General features: G+C 62.5%; 22 protein-coding genes. 20 read left to right on the plus strand and 2 right to left on the minus strand.

Translation table 11 applies throughout. The features are described 5' to 3' along the window. Positions 1–19 precede the first annotated feature (19 nt). The 18 genes from iscU (at position 20) to KU43P_RS04680 (ending at position 15878) form a co-directional block, all read left to right on the plus strand. A complete protein-coding gene (gene iscU / locus KU43P_RS04595) occupies positions 20–406 on the plus strand; it encodes a Fe-S cluster assembly scaffold IscU (protein WP_007929523.1) in 387 nt (128 codons plus the stop codon). A 31-nt stretch (positions 407–437) separates the two neighbouring features. Continuing rightward, positions 438–761 carry an iron-sulfur cluster assembly protein IscA gene (iscA, locus tag KU43P_RS04600; protein ID WP_008092567.1) on the plus strand — a complete coding sequence of 108 codons (324 nt, stop codon included), beginning with the start codon at positions 438–440 and terminating at the stop codon, positions 759–761. 8 nt (positions 762–769) lie between these two features. After that, positions 770–1291, plus strand: coding sequence for a co-chaperone HscB (hscB, locus tag KU43P_RS04605; protein WP_313395538.1), 522 nt, complete (start codon positions 770–772; stop codon positions 1289–1291). 42 nt (positions 1292–1333) lie between these two features. Then, entirely contained in the window at positions 1334–3196 is a 1863-nt protein-coding gene (gene hscA / locus KU43P_RS04610; protein ID WP_317661255.1) for a Fe-S protein assembly chaperone HscA, read from the plus strand. Positions 3197–3199: 3 nt separating this feature from the next. Further along, the gene (gene fdx / locus KU43P_RS04615; protein ID WP_021781772.1) at positions 3200–3541 is read left to right on the plus strand and encodes an ISC system 2Fe-2S type ferredoxin; all 342 of its coding nucleotides are present in this window, start codon (positions 3200–3202) and stop codon (positions 3539–3541) included. A gap of 10 nt (positions 3542–3551) precedes the next feature. After that, entirely contained in the window at positions 3552–3752 is a 201-nt protein-coding gene (iscX, locus tag KU43P_RS04620; protein ID WP_110699949.1) for a Fe-S cluster assembly protein IscX, read from the plus strand. Between the two features lie 89 nt (positions 3753–3841). Continuing rightward, positions 3842–4267 (plus strand): nucleoside-diphosphate kinase, encoded by a 426-nt coding sequence (ndk, locus tag KU43P_RS04625; RefSeq protein ID WP_317661256.1) that lies wholly within the window; start codon positions 3842–3844, stop codon positions 4265–4267. A gap of 28 nt (positions 4268–4295) precedes the next feature. Continuing rightward, positions 4296–5441 carry a 23S rRNA (adenine(2503)-C(2))-methyltransferase RlmN gene (gene rlmN, locus KU43P_RS04630; RefSeq protein WP_317661257.1) on the plus strand — a complete coding sequence of 382 codons (1146 nt, stop codon included), beginning with the start codon at positions 4296–4298 and terminating at the stop codon, positions 5439–5441. Positions 5442–5451: 10 nt separating this feature from the next. After that, positions 5452–6213, plus strand: coding sequence for a type IV pilus biogenesis/stability protein PilW (gene pilW / locus KU43P_RS04635; RefSeq protein ID WP_317661258.1), 762 nt, complete (start codon positions 5452–5454; stop codon positions 6211–6213). Further along, positions 6210–7217 carry a RodZ domain-containing protein gene (locus tag KU43P_RS04640; RefSeq protein ID WP_317661259.1) on the plus strand — a complete coding sequence of 336 codons (1008 nt, stop codon included), beginning with the start codon at positions 6210–6212 and terminating at the stop codon, positions 7215–7217. Before pilW ends, KU43P_RS04640 begins: the two co-directional genes overlap by 4 nt. A gap of 3 nt (positions 7218–7220) precedes the next feature. Then, the gene (gene ispG, locus KU43P_RS04645) at positions 7221–8330 is read left to right on the plus strand and encodes a flavodoxin-dependent (E)-4-hydroxy-3-methylbut-2-enyl-diphosphate synthase (RefSeq protein ID WP_008092556.1); all 1110 of its coding nucleotides are present in this window, start codon (positions 7221–7223) and stop codon (positions 8328–8330) included. Between the two features lie 24 nt (positions 8331–8354). After that, positions 8355–9644, plus strand: coding sequence for a histidine--tRNA ligase (hisS, locus tag KU43P_RS04650; RefSeq protein ID WP_317661260.1), 1290 nt, complete (start codon positions 8355–8357; stop codon positions 9642–9644). Between the two features lie 39 nt (positions 9645–9683). Further along, positions 9684–10325, plus strand: a complete 642-nt coding sequence (locus KU43P_RS04655; protein ID WP_317661261.1) for a YfgM family protein — start codon at positions 9684–9686, stop codon at positions 10323–10325. Between the two features lies 1 nt (position 10326). Beyond that, positions 10327–11469 carry an outer membrane protein assembly factor BamB gene (gene bamB, locus KU43P_RS04660; RefSeq protein WP_317663729.1) on the plus strand — a complete coding sequence of 381 codons (1143 nt, stop codon included), beginning with the start codon at positions 10327–10329 and terminating at the stop codon, positions 11467–11469. 117 nt (positions 11470–11586) lie between these two features. Then, on the plus strand, positions 11587–13050 hold the full coding sequence (gene der / locus KU43P_RS04665; RefSeq protein ID WP_317661262.1) for a ribosome biogenesis GTPase Der: 1464 nt from the start codon (positions 11587–11589) through the stop codon (positions 13048–13050). Positions 13051–13261: 211 nt separating this feature from the next. Further along, positions 13262–14410, plus strand: a complete 1149-nt coding sequence (locus KU43P_RS04670) for a pyridoxal phosphate-dependent aminotransferase (protein WP_317661263.1) — start codon at positions 13262–13264, stop codon at positions 14408–14410. Continuing rightward, the gene (locus KU43P_RS04675) at positions 14398–15189 is read left to right on the plus strand and encodes an amidohydrolase (RefSeq protein ID WP_317661264.1); all 792 of its coding nucleotides are present in this window, start codon (positions 14398–14400) and stop codon (positions 15187–15189) included. The genes KU43P_RS04670 and KU43P_RS04675 overlap by 13 nt, the downstream gene beginning before the upstream one ends. Before the next feature lie 110 nt (positions 15190–15299). Further along, positions 15300–15878 carry a hypothetical protein gene (locus KU43P_RS04680; RefSeq protein WP_317661265.1) on the plus strand — a complete coding sequence of 193 codons (579 nt, stop codon included), beginning with the start codon at positions 15300–15302 and terminating at the stop codon, positions 15876–15878. 68 nt (positions 15879–15946) lie between these two features. Here the strand turns inward: KU43P_RS04680 and KU43P_RS04685 are convergent, their stop codons facing one another. Together KU43P_RS04685 and KU43P_RS04690 are read right to left on the minus strand one after the other, a co-directional pair. Continuing rightward, positions 15947–18502 (minus strand): sulfite reductase flavoprotein subunit alpha, encoded by a 2556-nt coding sequence (locus KU43P_RS04685; protein ID WP_317661266.1) that lies wholly within the window; start codon positions 18500–18502, stop codon positions 15947–15949. 102 nt (positions 18503–18604) lie between these two features. Then, positions 18605–20875: a TonB-dependent receptor gene (locus KU43P_RS04690; protein ID WP_317661267.1), complete on the minus strand. Its 2271-nt coding sequence runs from the start codon at positions 20873–20875 to the stop codon at positions 18605–18607. 221 nt (positions 20876–21096) lie between these two features. Between KU43P_RS04690 and KU43P_RS04695 the strand changes: the two genes are divergently transcribed. Both KU43P_RS04695 and KU43P_RS04700 read left to right on the plus strand, forming a co-directional pair. Continuing rightward, a complete protein-coding gene (locus KU43P_RS04695; RefSeq protein ID WP_317661268.1) occupies positions 21097–21777 on the plus strand; it encodes a Fe2+-dependent dioxygenase in 681 nt (226 codons plus the stop codon). Between the two features lie 3 nt (positions 21778–21780). After that, on the plus strand, positions 21781–22530 hold the full coding sequence (locus tag KU43P_RS04700) for a tetratricopeptide repeat protein (RefSeq protein WP_317661269.1): 750 nt from the start codon (positions 21781–21783) through the stop codon (positions 22528–22530). Positions 22531–22637: the final 107 nt, after the last annotated feature.

Here is a 22637-nt window from a genome sequence, read left to right on the forward strand (position 1 = left end):
ATGAGGAAGGAATTGCACCATGGCATACAGTGAAAAGGTCATCGACCACTACGAAAACCCACGCAACGTCGGCAAGATGAATGCCGAGGATCCGGATGTCGGTACCGGCATGGTCGGCGCCCCTGCGTGTGGTGACGTGATGCGTCTGCAGATCAAGGTCAACGAGCAAGGCATCATCGAAGACGCCAAGTTCAAGACCTATGGCTGCGGTTCGGCCATCGCTTCCAGCTCCCTCGCCACCGAGTGGATGAAGGGCAAGACCCTGGACGAAGCCGAAACCATCAAGAACACCCAGCTGGCGGAAGAACTGGCGTTGCCGCCGGTGAAGATCCACTGCTCGGTACTCGCCGAGGATGCCATCAAGGCAGCCGTTCGCGATTACAAGCAGAAGAAAGGCTTGATCTAAGCCGCCAGCAGGCAAGACGTAAGGAGTTCCGATGGCTATCAGCATGACAGAAGCCGCCGCCAACCACGTGCGGCGTTCCCTCGAAGGGCGCGGCAAGGGCGAGGGCATCCGCCTGGGCGTGCGTACCACCGGTTGCTCGGGCCTGGCCTACGTGCTGGAGTTCGTCGATGAACTGGCGGACGAAGACACCGTGTTCGAGAACCATGGCGTCAAGGTGATCATCGATCCCAAGAGCCTGGTCTACCTCGATGGCACCGAGCTGGATTTCGTCAAGGAAGGGTTGAACGAAGGCTTCAAGTTCAACAACCCCAACGTGCGCGGTGAGTGTGGCTGCGGCGAAAGCTTCAACGTCTGAGGCTGGCTGTGGGTACTCCTTGTCATTTCGCTCTGTTTGATCTCCAGCCGTGCTTCCGTCTGGACCTCGACAAGCTGGCCACGCGTTACCGCGAGCTGGCCCGCGAGGTCCATCCGGACCGTTTTGCCGACGCCTCCGAGCGTGAGCAACGGGTAGCCCTGGAGAAGTCCGCGGCCCTCAACGACGCCTACCAGACCCTGCGCAGTGCGCCACGCCGTGCCCGCTATTTGCTGGCCATTGGTGGCCATGAAGTGCCTCAGGAAGTCACGGTCCATGACCCTGATTTCCTGCTGCAGCAGATGCAGTGGCGCGAAGAGCTCGAAGAGTTGCAGGACGAAGCCGACCTCGACGGTGTCGCCGTGTTCAAGAAGCGCCTCAAGGCTGCCCAGGACACGCTGAACGAGGATTTCGCCGCCTGCTGGGATGTGCCTGCCGAGCGCGAACAGGCCGAGCGCCTGATGCGCCGCATGCAATTCCTCGACAAGCTCGCCCAAGAAGTGCGCCAACTGGAAGAGCGCCTCGACGATTAACCCGGCGCCGCCCGTGATGACGCCTAAGGTAATTAGATAAGCATGGCCCTACTGCAGATCGCCGAACCCGGTCAAAGCCCTCAGCCGCACCAGCGTCGCCTGGCGGTGGGTATCGACCTGGGTACCACCAATTCTCTGGTCGCTGCCGTGCGCAGCGGTCGCAGCGAACCCCTGCCTGATGCGCAGGGTAGCGTCATTCTGCCTTCGGCAGTGCGCTACCTGGCCGGCCACAGTGAAGTCGGCCTCGCCGCGCGCGAGGCTGCATCCAGCGACCCGCTGAACACCGTGCTGTCGGTCAAGCGCCTGATGGGGCGCGGCCTGGCCGACGTCAAGCAGCTCGGCGAGCAACTGCCGTATCGCTTCGTCGGCGGTGAGTCGCACATGCCGTTCATCGACACGGTGCAGGGCCCGAAAAGCCCGGTGGAAGTGTCTGCCGACATTCTCAAGGTGTTGCGCGAGCGCGCCGAGCAGACCCTGGGTGGTGAGCTGGTAGGGGCGGTCATCACCGTGCCGGCCTACTTCGACGATGCCCAGCGCCAGGCGACCAAGGATGCGGCCAAGCTGGCCGGCCTGAACGTGCTGCGCCTGCTCAACGAACCGACTGCTGCTGCCGTGGCCTACGGCCTTGACCAGAATGCCGAAGGCCTGGTGGCCATCTATGACCTGGGTGGCGGTACCTTCGACATTTCGATCCTGCGCTTGACTGCAGGTGTATTCGAAGTGCTGGCCACCGGCGGTGACACCGCCTTGGGTGGCGACGATTTCGACCACGCCATTGCCGGCTGGATCATCGAGCAGGCGGGCCTGTCCGCCGACCTCGATCCGGCCACCCAGCGCCAGTTGCTGCAAACTGCCTGTGCCGCCAAGGAAGCCCTGACCGACGCCGACGTGGTCAGCGTCAGTCATGGTGCCTGGCAGGGCGAACTCAGCCGTGCTGCCTTCGAAGCCATGATCGAGCCGATGATCGCTCGTAGCCTCAAGGCTTGCCGTCGCGCCGTGCGCGACAGCGGTATCGAGCTAGAAGAGGTCGGTGCGGTGGTCATGGTAGGTGGTTCGACCCGCGTCCCACGCGTGCGCGAGGCTGTCGGCGCGCTGTTTGGGCGCACCCCGCTGACCTCGATCGATCCTGATCAGGTCGTGGCCATCGGTGCTGCGATCCAGGCCGATACCCTGGCCGGTAACCGCCGTGAAGGCGGCGAACTGCTGCTGCTCGATGTAATCCCGCTGTCCCTGGGGCTCGAGACCATGGGCGGGCTGATGGAGAAGGTGATTCCGCGCAATACCACCATTCCGGTGGCCCGTGCCCAGGAATTCACGACCTACAAAGACGGCCAGTCGGCCATGATGATTCACGTCCTGCAGGGCGAGCGCGAGCTGATCAGCGACTGCCGCTCCCTGGCGCGCTTCGAGCTGCGCGGTATTCCGGCCATGGTCGCCGGTGCGGCGAAGATCCGCGTTACCTTCCAGGTCGATGCCGACGGCCTGCTCAGCGTTGCGGCCCGCGAGCTGGGCTCGGGCGTGGAGGCCAGCATCCAGGTCAAGCCGTCCTACGGACTGACTGACGGCGAGATCGCCCGCATGCTCAAAGACTCGTTCGAGCACGCCGGCTCCGATAAGCACGCACGCCAGCTGCGCGAGCACCAGGTCGACGGCGAGCGCTTGCTCGAAGCGGTACAGGGCGCCCTGGACGCCGACGGCGAGCGACTGCTGAGCAGCGAAGAGCGCGAAGCCATCGAATTCCAGATGCAAGAACTACGTGATTTGCTAACCGGCACCGATGGCCCAGCCATCGAGCAACAGACCAAGCGTTTGTCGCAGGTGACCGATGCATTTGCCGCCCGTCGCCTTGATTCGACGGTCAAAGCCGCACTGGCCGGGCGCAACCTGAATGAGATCGAGGAGTAACCGATGCCGCTGGTGACATTCCTGCCGCACGAGAAGTTCTGCCCGGAAGGGCTGACCGTGGAAGTCGAGCCCGGGACCAACATCCTGGAGCTGGCCCATGACCATCATATCGAGATGGAAAGCGCCTGCGGCGGCGTCAAGGCCTGCACCACGTGCCACTGCATCGTGCGCAAGGGCTTCGACTCGCTTGAAGAAGCCGATGAGCTGGAAGAAGACATGCTGGACAAGGCCTGGGGCCTGGAGGCTCAATCGCGCCTCGGTTGCCAGGTGGTGGTCGCTGATGAAGACCTGACCATCGAGATCCCGAAGTATTCGCTCAACCACGCTGCCGAAGCGCCGCACTGAGGTCTGCCGCATGAGCTTGAAATGGATTGATGTACTTGAGATCGCCATCCAGCTTGCAGAAAGCAAGCCGGACGTCGATCCTCGTTATGTGAATTTCGTCGATCTGCACCGCTGGGTGCTGGCGTTGCCAGAATTCAGCGACGATCCGTCACGTGGCGGTGAGAAAGTGCTGGAGGCCATCCAGGCGGCCTGGATTGATGAAGCCGACTAAGCGCGACGCTGCAGGTTAGGCAATCCCCCGGAACCCGCGTATAATTCGCGGGTTTAATTTTTCGCAACACTCATATTCTGGAGTTTTCCATGGCTGTTCAACGTACTTTCTCCATCATCAAGCCTGACGCCGTTGCCAAGAACGTGATCGGCAAGATCACCACTCGCTTCGAAGAAGCCGGCCTGAAAATCGTTGCTTCGAAAATCAAGCAACTGTCCAAAGCCGAAGCCGAAGGCTTCTACGCCGAGCACAAAGAGCGCGGCTTCTTCGGTGACCTGGTTGCCTTCATGACTTCCGGCCCGGTTGTCGTTCAGGTTCTGGAAGGCGAAAACGCCATCGCTCTGAACCGTGAGCTGATGGGCGCTACCAACCCTAAAGAAGCTGCTGCCGGCACCATCCGCGCTGACTTCGCCGAGTCGATCGACGCCAACGCCGTTCACGGTTCGGACTCCGAAGCTGCTGCTGCTCGCGAAATCGCGTACTTCTTCGCTGCTACCGAGGTAACCACTCGCTAAGCGAAAGCTTACGGGTGAGGGTGAATCCATGACGACATCTACTGGCAAAATCAACCTGTTGGGTCTGACCCAGCCGGAAATGGAACAATTCTTCGACTCTATCGGGGAGAAACGCTTCCGTGCCGGCCAGGTGATGAAATGGATTCACCATTTTGGCGTCGATGATTTCGCCGCCATGACCAATGTCGGCAAGGCCTTGCGCGAAAAGCTCGAGGCTGTTGCCGAGATTCGGGCGCCGGAAGTGGTCAGCGAAGACATTTCCGCTGACGGTACCCGCAAGTGGGTGGTCCGCGTTGCCTCCGGCAGCTGCGTCGAAACCGTCTACATCCCTACCGACGACCGCGGCACCCTGTGTGTCTCGTCGCAGGCCGGCTGCGCCCTGGACTGCAGTTTCTGCTCCACCGGCAAGCAAGGCTTCAACAGCAACCTCACCGCCGCCGAAGTGATCGGTCAGGTGTGGCTTGCGAACAAATCCTTCGGCACTGTCCCGGCCAAGATCGACCGCGCGATTACCAACGTGGTGATGATGGGCATGGGCGAGCCGCTGCTCAATTTCGATAATGTCATCGCCGCCATGAAGATCATGATGGATGATCTGGGTTATGGCATTTCCAAGCGCCGCGTCACCCTGTCCACTTCGGGCGTGGTGCCGATGATCGACGAACTGGCCAAGCATATCGACGTGTCGCTTGCGTTGTCGCTGCATGCGCCGAACGACGAACTGCGTAACCAGCTGGTACCGATCAACAGAAAGTACCCGCTGAAGATGCTGCTGGAATCGTGCATGGGCTACATGTCCACCCTGGGTGGCAAGCGCGTGCTGACCGTCGAATACACCTTGCTCAAGGACGTAAACGACCAGCCTGAACATGCCGCACAGATGATCGAGCTGCTGCGCGACATTCCCTGCAAGATCAACCTGATTCCGTTCAACCCGTTCCCGCATTCGGGTTACGAGCGGCCTAGCAACAATGCTATCCGTCGCTTCCAGGACCTGCTGCACCACGGTGGCTTCAACGTCACCACCCGCACCACCCGTGGCGAAGATATCGACGCTGCCTGTGGTCAGCTGGTCGGCCAGGTCAATGACCGTACCCGCCGCAGCGAACGCTACATCGCAGTACGCCAGCTCTCTGCCGACGCTGAGCTCCCAGACAGCGCCGCGCGCCACTGAGACCGGCCCCATGAGCCTGCGCGCCGCGCTGTCGACCCTTGCGCTTGTGCTGCTGGCCGGCTGCGTGTCGGGCGGCGCGAGCGACCCTTTGGCCAATCGGCAGGGCAGGGCGGAGGCAGGGCGGGCATACGTACAGCTTGGGCTTGGCTATTTGCAACAAGGTTTGCCCGAACAGGCCAAGGCGCCGTTAGGCAAGGCGCTGGCCCTGGACACCCGCAACGCTGATGCTCGCGCGGCCTTGGCACTGGTATTTCAGGCCGAAGGCGAGCCAGCGCTGGCCGAGACCCAGTTCAAAAAGGCACTGGCAGCACGTCCGGGCGATACGCGAATTCGCAACAACTACGGCAGTTTCCTATATGCTCAGCAACGTTTTGCCGAAGCCGAGCAGATGTTTCGCCTAGCCAGCGCCGATAGCCTGTATCCTGAGCGCTCACGGGTGTATGAAAACCTTGGCCTGACGGCGCTGAAGCTGGAAAATCGCGACCAGGCGCACGCTTATCTGTCCAAGGCCCTGCAGCTCAACCAGCGGCAGCCCAGGGCGTTGCTGGAAATGGCTGAGTTGTCCTACGAAAACAGGCATTATGTGCCGTCCCGGGACTACTACGATCGTTTCAGCCAGCTGAGCGATCAAAGCGCCCGCAGCCTCCTGCTGGGCAGCCGTCTTGCCCGGGTGTTCGACGAGCAGGGCACACTGGCCGAGCTGGGCCAGCAATTACAACGACTTTATCCCGGTACGCCGGAATATCAGCAATACCTGTCGGAGCAACGATGAAAGCCGCGCATCCCGAAGTAGCAGCAGCGACTGGCCAGAACCCCGGTGAGCTGTTGCGCCAGGCCCGCGAAAAACGGGAGTGGTCGCAAGCCGAGGTGGCCCGCAAGCTCAACCTCACCGTAAGTTCGCTGAACCACGTGGAAACCGGCGCCTTCGACAAGCTGCCAGGACATACCTTCGCCCGTGGCTACATCCGCGCCTACGCCAAGCTCATGGATCTGGATCAGGCTCCTCTGGTCGAGGCCTTCGACCAGTACACCGGTACCCATGCCAAGGGCAGCGAAGTGCATTCGCTGGGCCGCATCGAAGAGCCGGTGCGCCTGTCGCACAACATCCTGCGCGGTGTCAGCCTGCTGCTGCTGGTCGCCGTGGTGGGCGGCAGCTTCATCTGGTGGCAGGACCAGGGCAGCCTGCGTGGCAAGGACCTGGCCAAAATCGCCCTGGAGCATGTCGAGGTCGAAAGTGCCGACGGCACCACCCAGATTCACCCCCTGGACGAGCCTGAAGACCAGGCCGTGACCGCCAGTCAGCAGGCCGAGGGCGCACCGTTGCCGCTGGAGCCGGCTCCGGCCGAACAGGCCGCGCAGACCGCAGCAGAGGCTACGCCGGCAGCCCCGGCGCCTGCCCAACCCGTTCAGCAAGTACCTGCAACACCGACACCTGCTCCGGTTGTGCCAGACGCGCCTGCAGCGCCGGCTACCCCTGCAGCGCCGGTAGCCAGCGTGCCAGCGGCCGCCGCCGAGTCTGCCGCCGTACCGGCGGGTAGCGCGAAGGTCGCCATCCAATTCACCGCCGATTGCTGGACCCAGGTTACCGATGGCAACGGCAAGGTGCTGTTCAGCGCCGTCAAGCGCAAGGGCGACAACCTGGAACTGACTGGCAAGCCGCCGTTCGCGTTGCACCTGGGCTTTGCCCGCGGCGCCCAGGTCAGCTTCAACGGCCAGGCCGTCGATGTTGCCCCGTTCACCAGTGGCGAGACCGCTCGCCTGAAGTTGGGACAGTAAGTCATGCACGGCGAATCTCCGATCAAACGTCGCGAATCCCGCAAAATCTGGGTCGGCAATGTGCCGGTGGGTGGTGATGCCCCCATCGCGGTGCAGAGCATGACCAACACCGACACCAACGACGTCGCCGCCACCGTGGCGCAGATCCAGCGCCTGGTCGATGCCGGCGTCGACATCGTGCGCGTCTCGGTGCCCGACATGGACGCCGCCGAAGCGTTCGGCAAGATCAAGCAGCTGGTCAGCGTGCCGCTGGTCGCCGATATCCACTTCGACTACAAGATCGCCCTGCGCGTGGCCGAACTGGGCGTCGACTGCCTGCGAATCAACCCAGGCAACATCGGCCGTGAAGACCGTGTGCGCGCCGTGGTCGATGCCGCACGCGATCGGGGCATTCCGATCCGTATCGGTGTCAACGCAGGGTCCCTGGAAAAGGACTTGCAGAAGAAATACGGCGAGCCGACCCCGGCCGCACTGGTCGAATCTGCCCTGCGCCACGTGGAGCACCTGGACCGTCTGGACTTCCAGGACTTCAAAGTCAGCGTCAAGGCATCCGACGTCTTCATGGCCGTCGAGGCCTACCGTCTGTTGGCCAAGCAGATCATCCAGCCGCTGCACCTGGGCATCACCGAAGCCGGTGGCCTGCGCTCGGGCACGGTGAAATCCGCCGTCGGCCTCGGTATGCTGCTGGCCGAAGGCATTGGCGATACCATCCGCATCTCGCTTGCGGCCGACCCGGTCGAGGAAGTGAAGGTCGGCTACGACATCCTCAAGTCGCTGCACCTGCGTTCGCGTGGCATCAACTTCATCGCCTGCCCGAGCTGCTCGCGGCAGAACTTCGATGTGGTCAAGACCATGAACGAGCTGGAAGGGCGCCTTGAAGACCTGCTGGTACCGCTGGACGTGGCGGTGATCGGCTGTGTGGTCAACGGCCCCGGCGAAGCCAAGGAAGCCCACGTGGGGCTGACCGGCGGCACGCCGAACCTGATCTACATCGACGGCAAGCCTGCGCAGAAGCTGACCAATGACAACCTGGTCGATGAGCTGGAAAAACTCATCCGCCAGAAAGCGGCCGAAAAGGTCGAGGCTGACGCGGCGCTGATCGCCCGAAGCTGACACACAGATTCGTAAGGACTTTTCGTGAGCAAATCGCTGCAAGCCATTCGTGGCATGAACGACATCCTGCCGGAGCAGTCGCCGCTGTGGCGCTACTTCGAAGGCACCGTGGCCGGCCTGCTGGACACCTATGGGTACAGCCAGATCCGCACGCCGATCGTCGAGTTCACCGAGCTGTTCAAGCGCTCAATCGGTGAAGTGACCGACATCGTCGAGAAAGAGATGTACACCTTCGAGGACCGCAACGGCGATTCGCTGACGCTGCGTCCCGAAGGCACCGCCGCCTGCGTGCGTGCCGTGCTCGAGCACGGCATCACCGGCAACGGCCAGGTGCAGAAGCTCTGGTACATCGGCCAGATGTTCCGCCACGAACGCCCTCAGAAAGGCCGCTATCGCCAGTTCCACCAGATTGGCGTCGAAGTGTTCAACCTGGACGGTCCGGACATCGATGCCGAGCTGATCATGCTGACCTGGCGCCTGTGGGGCCTGCTGGGCATCCAGGATGCGGTCAAGCTCGAACTGAACAGCCTTGGCACCAGCGAAGCCCGTGCCCGCTACCGTGACGCCCTGGTCGAGTTCCTCTCGGCGCGCCTGGAGCAGCTTGACGAAGACAGCCAGCGTCGCCTCAAGAGCAACCCGCTGCGTATCCTCGACAGCAAGGACCAGGGCACTCAGGCTGTGCTGGTTGGTGCGCCGAAGCTGGAAGACTACCTGGACGAGGATTCCCGCGTGCACTTCGAGGGCCTGAAGGCACGCCTCGACGCAGCGGGTATTCCGTTCGTGATCAACACCAAGCTGGTACGTGGCCTGGACTACTACAGCAAGACCGTATTCGAGTGGGTCACCGACAAGCTTGGCGCCCAGGGCACGGTCTGCGCCGGTGGCCGATACGATGGCCTGGTCGAGCAGATGGGCGGCAAGCCGACCACGGGCGTGGGCTTTGCCATGGGCATCGAACGCCTGATCCTGTTGCTGGAGACCCTCGGCAAGGTGCCGGAGTCGATCAGCCGCCAGATCGACGTCTACCTCTGCGCTTTCGGCGAGCAGGCCGAACTGGCTGGCCTGCGCCTGTCCGAAAGCCTGCGCGATCGTCTGCCGGGCCTGCGCCTGGCGGTCAACGCCGGCGGTGGCAGCTTCAAGAGCCAGTTCAAGAAGGCCGACAAGAGCGGGGCGCTGTATGCCCTCATCCTCGGTGACGATGAGCTTGCACAGCAGGTCATCGGTCTCAAGCCCCTGCGTGGCCAGGGCGAACAACAGAACATTGCCTGGGATGCTCTGGCAGAGCACCTGGAAGCCGCTGTCGCGCAGGCGTGACAGGGTCAAACCGCCGAATTGCTGAAAAGGAGTATTGGGGTGTCGAGTACCGATGATGAAGGCCTGGCCGCAGCCAAGGACTGGTGGAACCGCAACGGCAAGCCGCTGCTGACCGGTGCCCTGCTGGCCGGTGTGGTGGTGCTGGGCTGGAATACCTGGCACAAGTACCAGAGCAACCAGTCGCAAGGCGCCTCGCAGCTGTATCAGGCATTGCTGGAAACCAGCCTAACGCCAACTGGCCAGCCTGACCCGACCAAGGTCGCCGAACTGGCCGGCAAGCTCAAGAGCGAATTCGGCGGTACGGCTTACGCCCAGTACGGCAGCCTGTTCGTAGCCAAGGTCGCAGTCGACAGCGGCAAGCTCGACGATGCGGCTGCCGAGCTCAAGGGCGTGCTGGACAAGCCGGCCGACGTGACCCTGGGCGAAATCGCACGCCAGCGCCTGGCGCGCGTGCTGGCTGCCCAGAACAAGGCCGAAGATGCCCTGAAACTGCTCGACGGCGACGCCGATAAGGCGTTCCTGGCCAGCCGTGAAGAATTGAAGGGCGACCTGCTGGTACAGCTCGGTCGCGCCGACGATGCCCACGGTGCATACGAAAAAGCCAAGGCCGCGCTGTCCGATGACGCAGCGGTCGGTGGCCTGCAACTGAAGCTGGATGATCTGGCCAAAGGGGACGCGTGACGTGATCGGTTGGAAACAAGCAGCAGTGCTGACCCTGGCCGTACTGGCCGCAGGTTGCAGCAGCAACAGCAAGAAGGAACTGCCTCCGGCCGAGCTGACCAAGTTCACCGAAGAAGTGGTGCTGAAGAAGCAGTGGAGCCGTTCGATCGGTGACGGCCAGGGTGAAACCTACAACACCCTGGTACCGGCCATCGAGAACGACCGTATCTACGCCTCCGACGTCAATGGCGAAGTCTTCGCCCTCGACCGCATCACCGGTGACGTGGTGTGGAAGAAGGAACTGGACAAGCCGGTTTCCGGCGCTGTCGGTGTTGGCTATGGCCTGGTCATGCTCGGCACTCTCAAGGGTGAAGTGATTGCCCTGGACTCGAGCACGGGTGAGGAGCGCTGGAAAGCGCGCGTGACCAGCGAAGTGCTGGCTCCGCCTGCCAACAACGGTGACGTTGTGGTGGTGCAGACCCAGGATGACCGCCTCATCGGCCTGGATGCCGCCACTGGCGACCGTCGCTGGATCTACGAGAACACCCCGGCCGTACTGACCCTGCGTGGCACCGGTGCACCGATCGCCACCAACCGCCTGGCCGTTGCGGGCCTCTCCACCGGCAAGGTGGTAGCGGTGGACATCAACAACGGCGTGCCCGTGTGGGAAAGCCGTGTGGCCATTCCGCAAGGGCGTTCCGAGTTGGACCGCGTGGTCGATATCGACGGCGGCCTGCTGCTGTCCGGTGGTACCCTGTACGTCAGCACCTACCAGGGTCGCGTTGCCGGCCTGGACCTGGAAAGCGGCCGCGTGCTGTGGCAGCGTGATGCCTCGAGCTACGTCGGTGTCGCCCAGGGCTACGGCAACGTCTACGTCAGCGAGGCTTCGGGTACTGTCGAGAGCGTCGACGAGCGCTCCTCCAGCGCCTTGTGGACCAATGACTCGATGGCACGCCGTCAACTGTCGGCTCCGGAAGTGTTTTCCAGCTACGTGGCCGTGGGTGATTTCGAGGGTTACCTGCACCTGCTCAGCCAGGTCGATGGCCGTTTCGTCGGCCGTGAACGTATCGACAGCGATGGCCTGCGTGCCCGGCCCCTGGTGGTCGGCGACACCATCTACGTCTTTGGCAACAGCGGCAAGCTCGAGGCACTGACCATCCGCTGAAGCTATGCTCAAGACCGCTAAGGGTCTTGAGTTGCGGCGTAGGACACGCCGCCCGAACTCCGGCCGCTGCCTTGCAGCGGCCTTTGCATTTTCAAGAATTCAAGAGTGGAGAGCCGCATGGTTCCCGTAATCGCCCTGGTGGGCCGGCCGAACGTCGGCAAATCCACCATGTTCAACCGCCTGACCAAGACCCGCGATGCCATCGTCGGTGACCTGTCGGGCCTGACCCGTGACCGCCAGTATGGTGATGCCAGCTGGCAGGGTCGTTCGTACATCCTGATCGACACCGGTGGTATCACCGGTGACGAAGTGGGCATGGACGAGAAGATGGCCGAGCAGTCGCTGATGGCCATTGAAGAAGCCGACTATGTGCTGTTCCTGGTCGATGCCCGCGCCGGCATGACCGCCGCCGACCAGATGATTGCCGAGCACCTGCGCAAGCGCAACAAGTCGGCCATCCTGGTGGCCAACAAGATCGACAACATCGACGCCGACGTCGCCCGCGCCGAATTTTCGCCGCTGGGCATGGGCAACGCCATTCCGGTGGCGGGCTCCCAGGGCCGTGGCATCAACCAGCTGATGGAGTCGGTGCTGGGCCATATTCCTCGCGATGCCGAGGAAGAAGCCCTTGACCAGGAAGTAGCCGAAGGCGAGGAAGCGGTCCGTATTCCGGGCCCGAGCGAAAAGGATGGCATCAAGATCGCCATCATCGGCCGCCCCAACGTTGGCAAGTCGACCCTGGTCAACCGCATGCTCGGCGAAGAGCGCGTGGTGGTCTACGACCAGCCTGGCACTACCCGTGACAGTATCTACATCCCGTTCGAGCGCGATGACGAGAAGTACACCTTCATCGACACCGCCGGGGTGCGCAAGCGCGGCAAGATCCACGAGGAAGTCGAGAAATTCTCGGTGGTGAAGACCCTGCAGGCGATCAAAGACGCCAACGTGGTGATCTTCGTCATGGACGCCCGCGAAGGCGTGGTCGACCACGACCTCAACCTGCTGGGCTTCGCCCTCGAAGCCGGCCGTGCCATCGTCATCGCCCTGAACAAATGGGATGGCATGGAGCCGGGTGAACGCGACTACGTGAAGACCGAGCTGGAGCGCCGGCTGTTCTTCGTCGACTTCGCCGACATCCACTTCATCTCGGCGCTGCACGGCACTGGTGTGGGCCACCTGTACAAGTCGGTACAGGCCGCATTCAAGTCGGCGGTGACCCGCTGGCCGACCAGCCGCCTGACGCAGATCCTCGAAGACGCCGTCAGCGAGCACCAGCCGCCGCTGGTCAACGGTCGCCGCATCAAGTTGCGCTATGCCCACCTGGGCGGTGCCAACCCGCCGCTGATCGTGATCCACGGTAACCAGACCGAGAAGATTCCCAAGTCGTACTCGCGTTACCTGGAAAACACCTACCGCCGTGTGCTCAAGCTGGTCGGTACGCCGATTCGCATCGAGTACAAGGGCGGTGAGAACCCGTACGAGGGCAAGAAGAACACCCTCACCGACCGCCAGGTCAACAAGAAGCGCCGCTTGATGTCGCACCACAAGAAGGCCGAGAAGAAACGCCGCGACAAGCGCTGATAGCCGGCTGGCTTCATCGCCGGCGAGCCGGCTACCACAGGAAAAGCACAGGCCTCTAGGGCTGTGGGGTATCTGTGGGAGCCGGTTTGCCGGCGCTTAGGCCCTTTGATCCAAGGCAATCCCCCTATTGTTTCAACCTTTTTCCTGACTGCTTGATCCGCTATGCTCGGGTTCCACCCCGTGCCGGATACACCCCAGGAAAGAGGGCTCCATGATCCGCAGCAAACTGCCGAATGTCGGCACGACCATCTTCACCACCATGTCCCAGCTCGCCGTGCAGACCGGTGCGCTCAACCTCTCCCAAGGTTTCCCCGACTTCAATGGCCCGCAGGCATTGCTCGATGCAGTCGGCCGCCATGTGGCCGCGGGGCATAACCAGTACGCACCGATGACCGGCTTGCCCGCCTTGCGTCAGCAAGTGGCGGCCAAGGTCGAGCGGCTGTACGGCGCCAGGGTTGATGCCGACCAGGAAGTGACCATCACCCCCGGTGCCACCGAAGCGATTTTCTGTGCCATCCAGGCAGTCATCCAGGCGGGTGACGAGGTGATCGTTTTCGACCCCTGCTACGACAGCTACGAGCCTTCCGTGGAGTTGGCCGGTGGCCGTTGCGTGCACGTGCAGCTCAGCGACGGTGACTTCCGTATCGACTGGCAGACGTTCAGCGATGCCCTGAGCCCGCGCACGCGCATGGTCATCCTCAATTCACCGCACAACCCCAGCGGTGCCCTGATCACCCGCGACGACCTCGACCAGTTAGCGCACCTGATCGCCGAGCGTGATATCTATTTGGTCAGTGACGAAGTCTACGAGCACCTGGTCTACGACGGCGTGCACCACGCCAGCGTACTGGCCCATGACGAGTTGTATGCGCGTGCCTTCGTGGTCAGCTCGTTCGGCAAGACATATCACGTGACCGGTTGGAAAACCGGCTATGTGATCGCCCCTCCGGCACTGAGCGCGGAGCTGCGCAAGGTGCACCAGTACGTCAACTTCTGTGGCGTCACGCCGTTGCAGTGCGCGTTGGCCGACTTCATGGCCGAGCACCCGCAGCACCTTGATGAGCTGCCGGGCTTCTACCAGGCCAAGCGCGACCTGTTCTGCGACCTGCTCGAAGGCTCGCGATTCAGCTTTACCCGCACCGCCGGTACCTACTTCCAGTTGGTGGACTACTCGCAGATCCGCCCCGACCTGAATGACGTCGACATGGCCCTGTGGCTGACCCGTGAGCACGGCGTGGCGACCATCCCTGTATCGGTGTTCTACCAGCAACCTATCCCCGAGCAACGCCTGGTACGCCTGTGCTTTGCCAAACGTGAGGAGACGCTGCGTCAGGCAGCGGAAAAACTATGCGCGATCTGAGTGCACTGCCCAACTTGAAAATCGCCTTGGTCCAGACCACCCTGGCCTGGCACGACCGCGAAGCGAACTACGCGCATTTCGAGGTGCTGCTGGACCAGGCTGGCGATGCCGACCTGGTGATCCTGCCGGAGATGTTCACCACCGGCTTTTCCATGGAATCGGAGCGCTTGGCCGAGCCCGAGAACGGTTCGACCTACAAGTGGCTGAAGGCCCAGGCCAAGCGGATCGATGCGGTGATTACCGGCAGCGTGATCATTCAAGCCGCCGACGGCAGCCACCGCAACCGCCTGCTGTGGGCGAGGCCTGATGGCGAGATTCTGCACTATGACAAGCGCCACCTGTTCCGCATGGCTGGGGAGCACAAGCACTACACCCCAGGTGAGCGCCAGGTGCAGTTCGAGATCAAGGGATGGCGGGTGCGCCCGCTGATCTGCTACGACCTTCGCTTCCCGGTGTGGAGCCGTGATGCACAGGACACCGACCTGCTGCTGTACACCGCCAACTGGCCGGCCGCACGCCGCCAGCACTGGAACCGCTTGCTGCCGGCTCGGGGTATCGAGAACCTGTGCTACGTGGCGGCGGTGAACCGGGTGGGAACTGACGGCAAGGGCTTTGCCTATTCCGGCGACAGCCAGGTGCTGGACTTCCAGGGCGAGAGCCTGCTCAGTGCAGGGGAGGCGGACGGTGTGTTCACCGCCGTATTGAGTGCGGCGGAGCTGGCGGCCTACCGGACCAAGTTCCCGGCCAACCTGGATGCCGATACCTTCGAGTTGCACTGACGTCACCCAAGGCATGGAGCCCTCGTGCTGATCGGGAAGCGCTTCGAACTGATGATGCGAAGTCATCAATACGAATATGCGAACTCACCCGATCATTGGCGAGGCGCTCCATGTTCCACAGAGACTTCACAGCAGAACTTTTTTGCAGCACTGCAAATCACCAAGGCGTTATTAGCGTCACGATGCATGAGCACGAAAGGCTGCTTTCGGTTTCGGATGACGGCTGGCTGTGCATCGATACAGGTGACCGGCCTGAAATTCTGCATCCCATTCGCTTTTCATTCCGCTATCTAGCGCACACGGAGGATCGAGTTCATTACAACGTAGGCTGCGCTTCAACTTCACCCACCGCTGACAGACGCGGCAAAATCGAGGACGGCAAGCTCGGTTACAGCGTGAATGCTTATGTCGGTTTTTATGAATTCACCATGATAGACAAAGTGCTCGGTGTTTCGGCTCCGTGGTACATGTTGCTTGATGCCCAAGCCACTACGTCCTTCTGGAAAATCGAGGTGCTCGGTGAGTGGGACGGATCGTTGGAAAGCGCGCAGGAAATGGATATCCACCTGCGTGATCACAGTGGGCGACGCATCGCGGCCTATCGTGAGTCGCCTTGCTACCCTGTGTTCCTGAATGTGGAAAAAGGCGAGATTCTCACCTTCCAGTTGCGCAACATCATCCTGCTCTAGACGTGTATTGAGCCGCTACTTGGCAGTGCCTGGCGTCGGGCACTGCCAGAAAAGGAAGCGGTAAGCCGTTAGTACACATCCCGCCGATACCGCCCATCTTCGATCAGCTGCTGTACTGCAGCCTCTCCCAGAATACCGTTCAGTGCAGCATCCACCCCCGCAGCCATCCCTTGCAGGCTGCCGCAGACGTAGACACAGGCCCCATCAGCCACCCAGCGCTTGACCGCATCGGCCTGCTGCAGCAAGACATCCTGCACATAGACCTTCTCGGCCTGATCCCGCGAAAACGCCAGGTCCAGTCTCGCCAAGTCGCCGTTCTGCAGCCAACCTTGCAGCTCATCGCCGCACAGTAGGTCATGTGCCCGGTTGCGCTCACCGAACAGCAGCCAGTTGCGCTGTTCGCCAGCAGCGATCCGCGCCTTCAGCAAGCTACGCAGGCCTGCCAGGCCGGTGCCGTTGCCAATCAGGATCATCGGCGCCGCAGTGTCAGGCAAATGGAACGCGCTATTGCGGCGCAACCGCAGGCTCAGGGTACCGCCAAGCGGCAGGTACTCTGTCAGCCAGCCGGACCCCAGGCCCAGGTGACCGTCGCCGTGGCGCTCCTGGCGTACGATCAGTTCCAGTACGCCGTCGTTGGCGATCGATGCGATCGAGTATTCACGGCTGCCGATCGGTACCAGTGCGTTGACCAGCGCTTGCGGATGCAGGCCGACCAGGTGCTCACGGTGGGTCGGCAGCTGACGGCCGGCCAGAGCCTGGGCGAGGGTTTCCTGCAGGCCGTCGAGCTTGACTGGCGTGCTGGCATCCAGCGCCATGCCGCGCAGGAACGTTTCGATCCGTGGTTGTCCATTGAGCGGCAGGATTTCCACCAGGTCGCCGGCCTCCCAGCGGACAGGTTGTTCAGGGCGCAGACCGAGCATGTATACCGGCTGGCCTTGGCTACCAGGGTTGAGCAATTCGCGGCGCTCAAGGGTCCAGTTGCCATAGCTGGGCGCCTGCCAGGCAGTGACTGGCTGGGCGCCGGTGAGCTGCGCCAGGGATTGTTGCCACTGTTGCAGCGCTGACGGGTCGGCGTTGTCCACTTCCACCGGGCTGAACGCACTGCTTGCACCGCGTTCGCCAAGCCAGGCCTGCAGGCGCCGGGCAAAGCCGCAGAAATGGGGATACTGGCGATCACCCAGGGCCAGCAGGGCATAGCTCAGGTTGTTCAGCGCCCAAGGTTGGCCCAGCACCTTGCGTTCGAACGCGCGCGCGCTGTCGGGGGCTTCGCCGTCGCCGAAGGTGCTGACCACGAACAGCGCGCGGCGAGCCTGACGCAGGTCATCTTCACCCAGCTCGGCCAGGGCGCGTACCTGCACGGGCAGGCCGGCAGCCTGCAGTTGCCCGGCGCTTTGCCACGCCAGTTGCTCGGCCATGCCGCTCTGGCTGGCGAAACCGATCAGCCAGCTGCCGGCACCGGCGTTGCCACTGTCGACATTGCCACGGGCGGCGCGCACCTGGCGCTTCTTGCGCCGGCGGTCGAGGTACAGCAGCCAGCCGGTGACGAAGAACAGCGGCATGGTCAGGCTGGCGAGGGTGACGATGATACGTCCCGGCAACCCGAAGTACTCGCCAACATGCAGGGCGTAGACGCTTTGCAGCAGCTGTGCCTTGAATGACTTGTCGAGGTAGCGCTCGTGTCTTTTCACCTGGCCGGTGGCCGGGTCCAGCACCAGGGTGTTGAAGGCGCGCGGATGCGCGGCGGTGTCTTGCAGGTAGAACAAGTTGGCCGGCTGTCCGCCAGCGGGTGGCAAGCGCAGGTTATAGGAGGCAAGGCCCGGGCCGGCGGCTTGCTTGAGATTGGCCCAGATGGCGTCGTAGTCGACCACCAGCGCGGGTGCATTCTTGTCGACCCTCTGCGGCCCATGGCGGCCACGGCCTTCACCGCGCTTTTGCTGCTGGCCTGCAGCAGGGGCGTCGCCCAGCAGCCTGTTCAGGCCTTCGCGATACCACTCATACGACCAGAACAGCCCGGTCAGGGCGAACAGCAGGTAGAACAGCAGGCACCAGGTGCCGGCCACGGCGTGCAAGTCCCAGTTGAAGGCACGGCCTTTCTTGGCCCAGTCGAAGGTCAGCCAGGTACGCCAGTTCAGCGCCTTGCGCGGCCAGCGCAGATACAGGCCGGAGAGGCAGAAGAAGACCAGCATCAGGGTGCAGGCGCCGGTGATCTGCCGGCCGCTGTCGCCCATGGCCAGGAAACGGTGCAGTTGCAGCATCAGGTTGAAGAAGCCCTGGCCGGCCACTTCACCCTTGAGCTCGCCAGTGTATGGGTCGGCGTAGCGCAGCTCGCCACGGCGTTCGCCGGGCGCCGGGGTGAAGAAGATGCGCGCGGCATTGCCTTCGCGGACATCGACCCACAGCATCGAGACCTTGTCGCCTCGCTCGGCCTCGACCCGGCGCACCAGCTCGGCCGGCGGCAACACGCCCTCGTGGCGTACCTCGACCTTCAGCACGTCGGCGTTGAACGCCCGCAGCAGTTCTTCCTGGAATGAATAGAGCGCCCCGGTAATGCCCATCAAGGCCAGCACCAGGCCAGCGGTGATGCCAAAGAACCAGTGCAATTGGAACAGCGTCTTCTTCACCACATCGATCACCTTGTCTTGCTACCGCTCGCTGCGCGGGGTGCATTATGCCTTGGTACGCAAAAGCCCCGCTCATGGTAGTGAACGGGGCTCGGCGATGTTTCGTTAGAAGTGGAAGCTGGTGGTCAGCAGCGCCGTGCGTCCTGCCGCCTGGTTGGCGTAGTGGGCGGCATAGGCCTTGTCGTAATAGACCTCGTTGGTCAGGTTCTGCACGTTCAGCTGCAGGTCGACGTTCTTGGTCAGCTTGTAGCTGGCCATGGCGTCGTAGCGCCAGTACGAGTCGACCATCACGCTGTTGGTGGTGTTGCCGAAGACATCATCGACGTAGAAGGCGCCGCCACCGATGGTCAGCTTCGGCGTGACATTGTAAGTGGTCCACAAGGTCAGGCTGTTGTTCGGGGTGTTGGGCAGCTGGTTGCCATCGTTGTAACCATCGACGAATACCGTACCGACGCGTTGCGATCCACCGTCGACGAGCTTGGCGTCCATGTAGGTGTAGCCCGCGAACACTTGCCAGGCTTCGGTCAGCTTGCCGGTGGCGCTCAGCTCCAGGCCATCGACGCGGGTCTTGCCGACGTTCTGGTAGGTGTTGTTATCCACCAGTACACGGGCGTTTTCCTTCTCGGTACGGAAAATCGCGGCGGTCAATGCCAGGCGTTCATTGAGCAGGTCCCACTTGGTACCGATCTCGTAGTTGCTGGTCTCTTCCGGTTTCAGCTCGCTGGTGGTGGTGGCGGTCACCAGTGCGTTGCCGTCGGAGCCTTCGCCGAGCGAAGCGCCAGGCGGGGTGGCGGAGGTGGCGTAGGACACGTAGATGCTGCCGTTTTCAGCAGGCTTCCAGGTCAGGCCCAGCTGGCCGGTGACGAATTCGCTGGTGTCTTTTGTCTTGAATGCGGTCGAACCGTTGGCCAGCTTGGTCTTGGCTTTTGTGTCGAAGTGGTCGTAGCGCAGGCCCATGGTCAGCAACCAGGCCGGATCGAGCTCCAGGGTATCGGTGAAGTAGATGGCGCGTGTGTTGCCTGCGGTGTCGGCGCCGGCTTCGGTGCGGCTGATGGTGCCGTCCCACTCTTCGTGCGGGTTGGGGTTCGGGAATGAGGTACAGACGCCGGAGATCTGGCCGGTTGCGCTCGAGCAGTTGCCGGAGCTGAAACCAGTGACGTTGTAACCGGACTTCACCGAAGTTTCACGGCTCAGTTCGATACCGGTGGAGAAACTGTTCTTCATGCCGCCGACATAGAAATCACCATACAGGTCGGTCTGGTTGGTGGTCGTGCGGGTGTTGGCCACGCGGTTGTTCGGGCGACGCCAGACTTCACCATTGAGGATGTTGCCCTTGCTGTCGTCTGGCTGGCTGTAGATGTAGTCCTGCAGCGTGTTGCCGTGACGCAAGGTGTTCTTGATGGTCAGCGAGTCGCTCAGGTCGTGCTCGATACTGATGGTCGAGATATCGGCACGGCTCTTGGAGAAGTCGCGGCCGACCAGGCCGTAATAGTTGCTGCTGCTACCACCGCCATGGGTCGGTTTGTCCGGGTTGGCCGAGGTGCGACCGGCCGAACTGCCGGAACGCAGGCTGTAGGGAATGCCCGAATCCGGCAGGTCGTCACTTTCCATGTGGTAGTAGTCGAGGCTCAGGCGGGTATCGGTGCCCAGGCCGAATACCAGCGAAGGCGCCACGCCCCAACGGTCGTAGTTGACTTCGTCGCGGCCGGCGACATTGCTCTTGTGGGTCATCAGGTTGAGGCGGCCGGCAACGCTGTCGCTGAACTGGTAGTTGCCATCGAGGGTGTAGCGCTGGGTCTGATCGCTGCCCCAGGTCCAGGCGCCATCGAGCGAGTTGCCCAGATGCGCACGCTTGCTGACCATGTTGATGGTGCCACCGGCAGCGCCACGGCCACCGATCGAGGAGTTCGGGCCCTTGGCTACCTCCACCGATTCGATGGCGAAGATTTCGCGGGTTTGCGAGCCGGTATCACGCACGCCGTCCAGGTACATCGAGCTTTGGCTGTCGAAGCCACGAATGAACGGGCGGTCGCCGGATGGGTTGCCACCTTCGCCAGCGCCCATGGTGATGCCTGGTACGGTGCGTAATGCGTCCTGCAGGGTCAGGGCACTGGTGTCCTTGATCACTTGCTGTGGGATCACGGTGATCGAGCGCGGCGTATCCACCAACGGTGCAGTGTACTTCTGCGAGGAAGCCTTCTCGACCTTGTAGTCGGTGCTGGCCTGTTCGGCTTTACCGTTGACGCTGGTGGCATCAAGGGTCACGGCATTGTTGGCAGCCGGGTCGGCGGCATAGGCGCTAGATGCGCTAAGGGCGACGCCGATGGCGGACACGATCAGGCGTGGTGAGCTCACTGCAGATGGTACGTGACGCATTGTTATGGACCTTCCCCAAGGTGTGAAGGCCGCGGATCATAATGTAAGCGATTGTAACTCACAATTGAGAGTCGTTACCATTCGCTATGAATTTACAATCTTTACAAATTCTCTTTACGTTTTGTGCCAGCTGAAACGTCTTAAGCGGCGAAAGGGCTTGTGCGACGTAAAAGGGAATCAATATCATTGGCGCCTTTACAGTTTCTGACGGTGCCGTCGCCATGCTGCTTCACATTCCCGGTTTGTTCGACCGCGATGAACTCGCCCGTATTCGCGAAGCCCTGGAGCAGGCCGACTGGGCGGACGGCAAGGTCACTGCTGGGTACCAGTCGGCGAAGGCCAAGCACAACCTGCAATTGCCGGAAGGGCATGCGCTGGCCCAAGAAATCGGCAGTGCACTGATCGACCGACTGTGGCAGACGCCGCGCTTCATGTCAGCGGCGCTGCCGCACAAGGTGTTCCCGCCGCTGATCAACTGCTACCGCGAAGGCGGCAACTTCGGCTTTCATATCGACAACGCCCTGCGCCAGCCCAAAGGCAGCCCGGAGCGGGTGCGTACCGACCTGTCCTCGACCCTATTCCTCAGCGACCCGGACAGCTACGACGGTGGTGAGCTGGTGATCCAGGACACCTTCGGCATTCAAGAGGTGAAGCTGGCCGCCGGCGACCTGGTGCTGTACCCCGGCACCAGCCTGCACAAGGTCAACCCGGTGACCCGCGGCGTGCGTTACGCAGCCTTCTTCTGGACCCAGAGCCTGGTGCGCGAGGACAGCCAGCGGGCGTTGCTGTTCGAGATGGACAATGCCATCCAGCAACTGACCGCCGATGTGCCGGAGCACCCCTCGCTGCTGCAGCTGACCGGCACCTACCACAACCTGCTGCGCCGCTGGGCCGAGGTCTGAGCCGTGTCTTATCAGTTGCGGCGTGATGAGGTGGTGGATGTCGCTGGCCTGAAGGCCATGCTCGCGCACAGCCCCGGCCAGGCGGCCCAGGCCATCCTGGCGGCGGCCGGGGAGGGCGTGGTCGAGGCGCAGTTGCTGCTTGGGCAGATCCTGCTCGACGGGCGTGGCATCGAGGCGGATGAGGTAGTGGCGCGGCGCTGGTTCGGTATCGCCGTCCAGGGCGGCAGTGCCATGGCGCACAACATGCTCGGCCGTTGCCTGGAGCATGGCTGGGGTGGCGATCAGGATCTGGCCCAGGCGGCTATTCACTATGCGCGCGCCGCCGACGCTGGCCTGGACTGGGGCCTCTACAACCTGGGCAACCTGTTGGCCACGGGGCGTGGCGTGCCTGCCAACCAGGCCCAGGCCTTGCTCTGTTACGAGAAGGCTGCGCAGATGGGCCATGCCAAGTCAATGAACCTGTACGGGCGCTACCTGGAGCAGGGCATCGCCACGGCCCCGAGCCCGGTGAGGGCGGTGCGCTGGTACCGGCGCTCGGCAGAAGCGGGGGATTTTCGCGGCATGTTCAGCTTGGCGCTGGTGCTGGTCGAGCGTGGGCAGGTGGCGGAGGCGGGGCCTTGGTTTGAGCGGGCACGGCTCGAGGGGAACGTGAATTTTCTGCGCAGTGCGTTGGTGACGTTGCAGGGGGCGGGGCCGATGCTGATGGCCTTTGCAGCGCGGTATGCCGAAGAGTTAGAACAACGCGAGACTTGAGGGTGACTGTACTGGCCCTATCGCCGGCAAGCCGGCTCCCACAAAGATCACACCGAACCCTGTGGGAGCCGGCTTGCCGGCGACAGGGCCGGTGCAGGCAAAACAAA

It is taken from the genome of Pseudomonas sp. KU43P, assembly GCF_033095865.1.
GTDB lineage: Bacteria > Pseudomonadota > Gammaproteobacteria > Pseudomonadales > Pseudomonadaceae > Aquipseudomonas.

What these genes read in the sequence shown, in the direction of transcription:
- KU43P_RS04675 (WP_317661264.1), top strand. Translation starts at nt 14,398, where the DNA reads ATGCGCGATCTGAGTGCACTGCCCAACTTGAAAATCGCCTTGGTCCAG.
- der (WP_317661262.1), top strand. Translation starts at nt 11,587, where the DNA reads ATGGTTCCCGTAATCGCCCTGGTGGGCCGGCCGAACGTCGGCAAATCC.
- hscA (WP_317661255.1), top strand. Translation starts at nt 1,334, where the DNA reads ATGGCCCTACTGCAGATCGCCGAACCCGGTCAAAGCCCTCAGCCGCAC.
- KU43P_RS04640 (WP_317661259.1), top strand. Translation starts at nt 6,210, where the DNA reads ATGAAAGCCGCGCATCCCGAAGTAGCAGCAGCGACTGGCCAGAACCCC.
- ndk (WP_317661256.1), top strand. Translation starts at nt 3,842, where the DNA reads ATGGCTGTTCAACGTACTTTCTCCATCATCAAGCCTGACGCCGTTGCC.
- KU43P_RS04670 (WP_317661263.1), top strand. Translation starts at nt 13,262, where the DNA reads ATGATCCGCAGCAAACTGCCGAATGTCGGCACGACCATCTTCACCACC.
- KU43P_RS04680 (WP_317661265.1), top strand. Translation starts at nt 15,300, where the DNA reads ATGTTCCACAGAGACTTCACAGCAGAACTTTTTTGCAGCACTGCAAAT.
- ispG (WP_008092556.1), top strand. Translation starts at nt 7,221, where the DNA reads ATGCACGGCGAATCTCCGATCAAACGTCGCGAATCCCGCAAAATCTGG.
- pilW (WP_317661258.1), top strand. Translation starts at nt 5,452, where the DNA reads ATGAGCCTGCGCGCCGCGCTGTCGACCCTTGCGCTTGTGCTGCTGGCC.
- fdx (WP_021781772.1), top strand. Translation starts at nt 3,200, where the DNA reads ATGCCGCTGGTGACATTCCTGCCGCACGAGAAGTTCTGCCCGGAAGGG.
- KU43P_RS04690 (WP_317661267.1), bottom strand. Translation starts at nt 20,875, where the DNA reads ATGCGTCACGTACCATCTGCAGTGAGCTCACCACGCCTGATCGTGTCC.
- KU43P_RS04695 (WP_317661268.1), top strand. Translation starts at nt 21,097, where the DNA reads ATGCTGCTTCACATTCCCGGTTTGTTCGACCGCGATGAACTCGCCCGT.
- iscX (WP_110699949.1), top strand. Translation starts at nt 3,552, where the DNA reads ATGAGCTTGAAATGGATTGATGTACTTGAGATCGCCATCCAGCTTGCA.
- rlmN (WP_317661257.1), top strand. Translation starts at nt 4,296, where the DNA reads ATGACGACATCTACTGGCAAAATCAACCTGTTGGGTCTGACCCAGCCG.
- iscU (WP_007929523.1), top strand. Translation starts at nt 20, where the DNA reads ATGGCATACAGTGAAAAGGTCATCGACCACTACGAAAACCCACGCAAC.
- iscA (WP_008092567.1), top strand. Translation starts at nt 438, where the DNA reads ATGGCTATCAGCATGACAGAAGCCGCCGCCAACCACGTGCGGCGTTCC.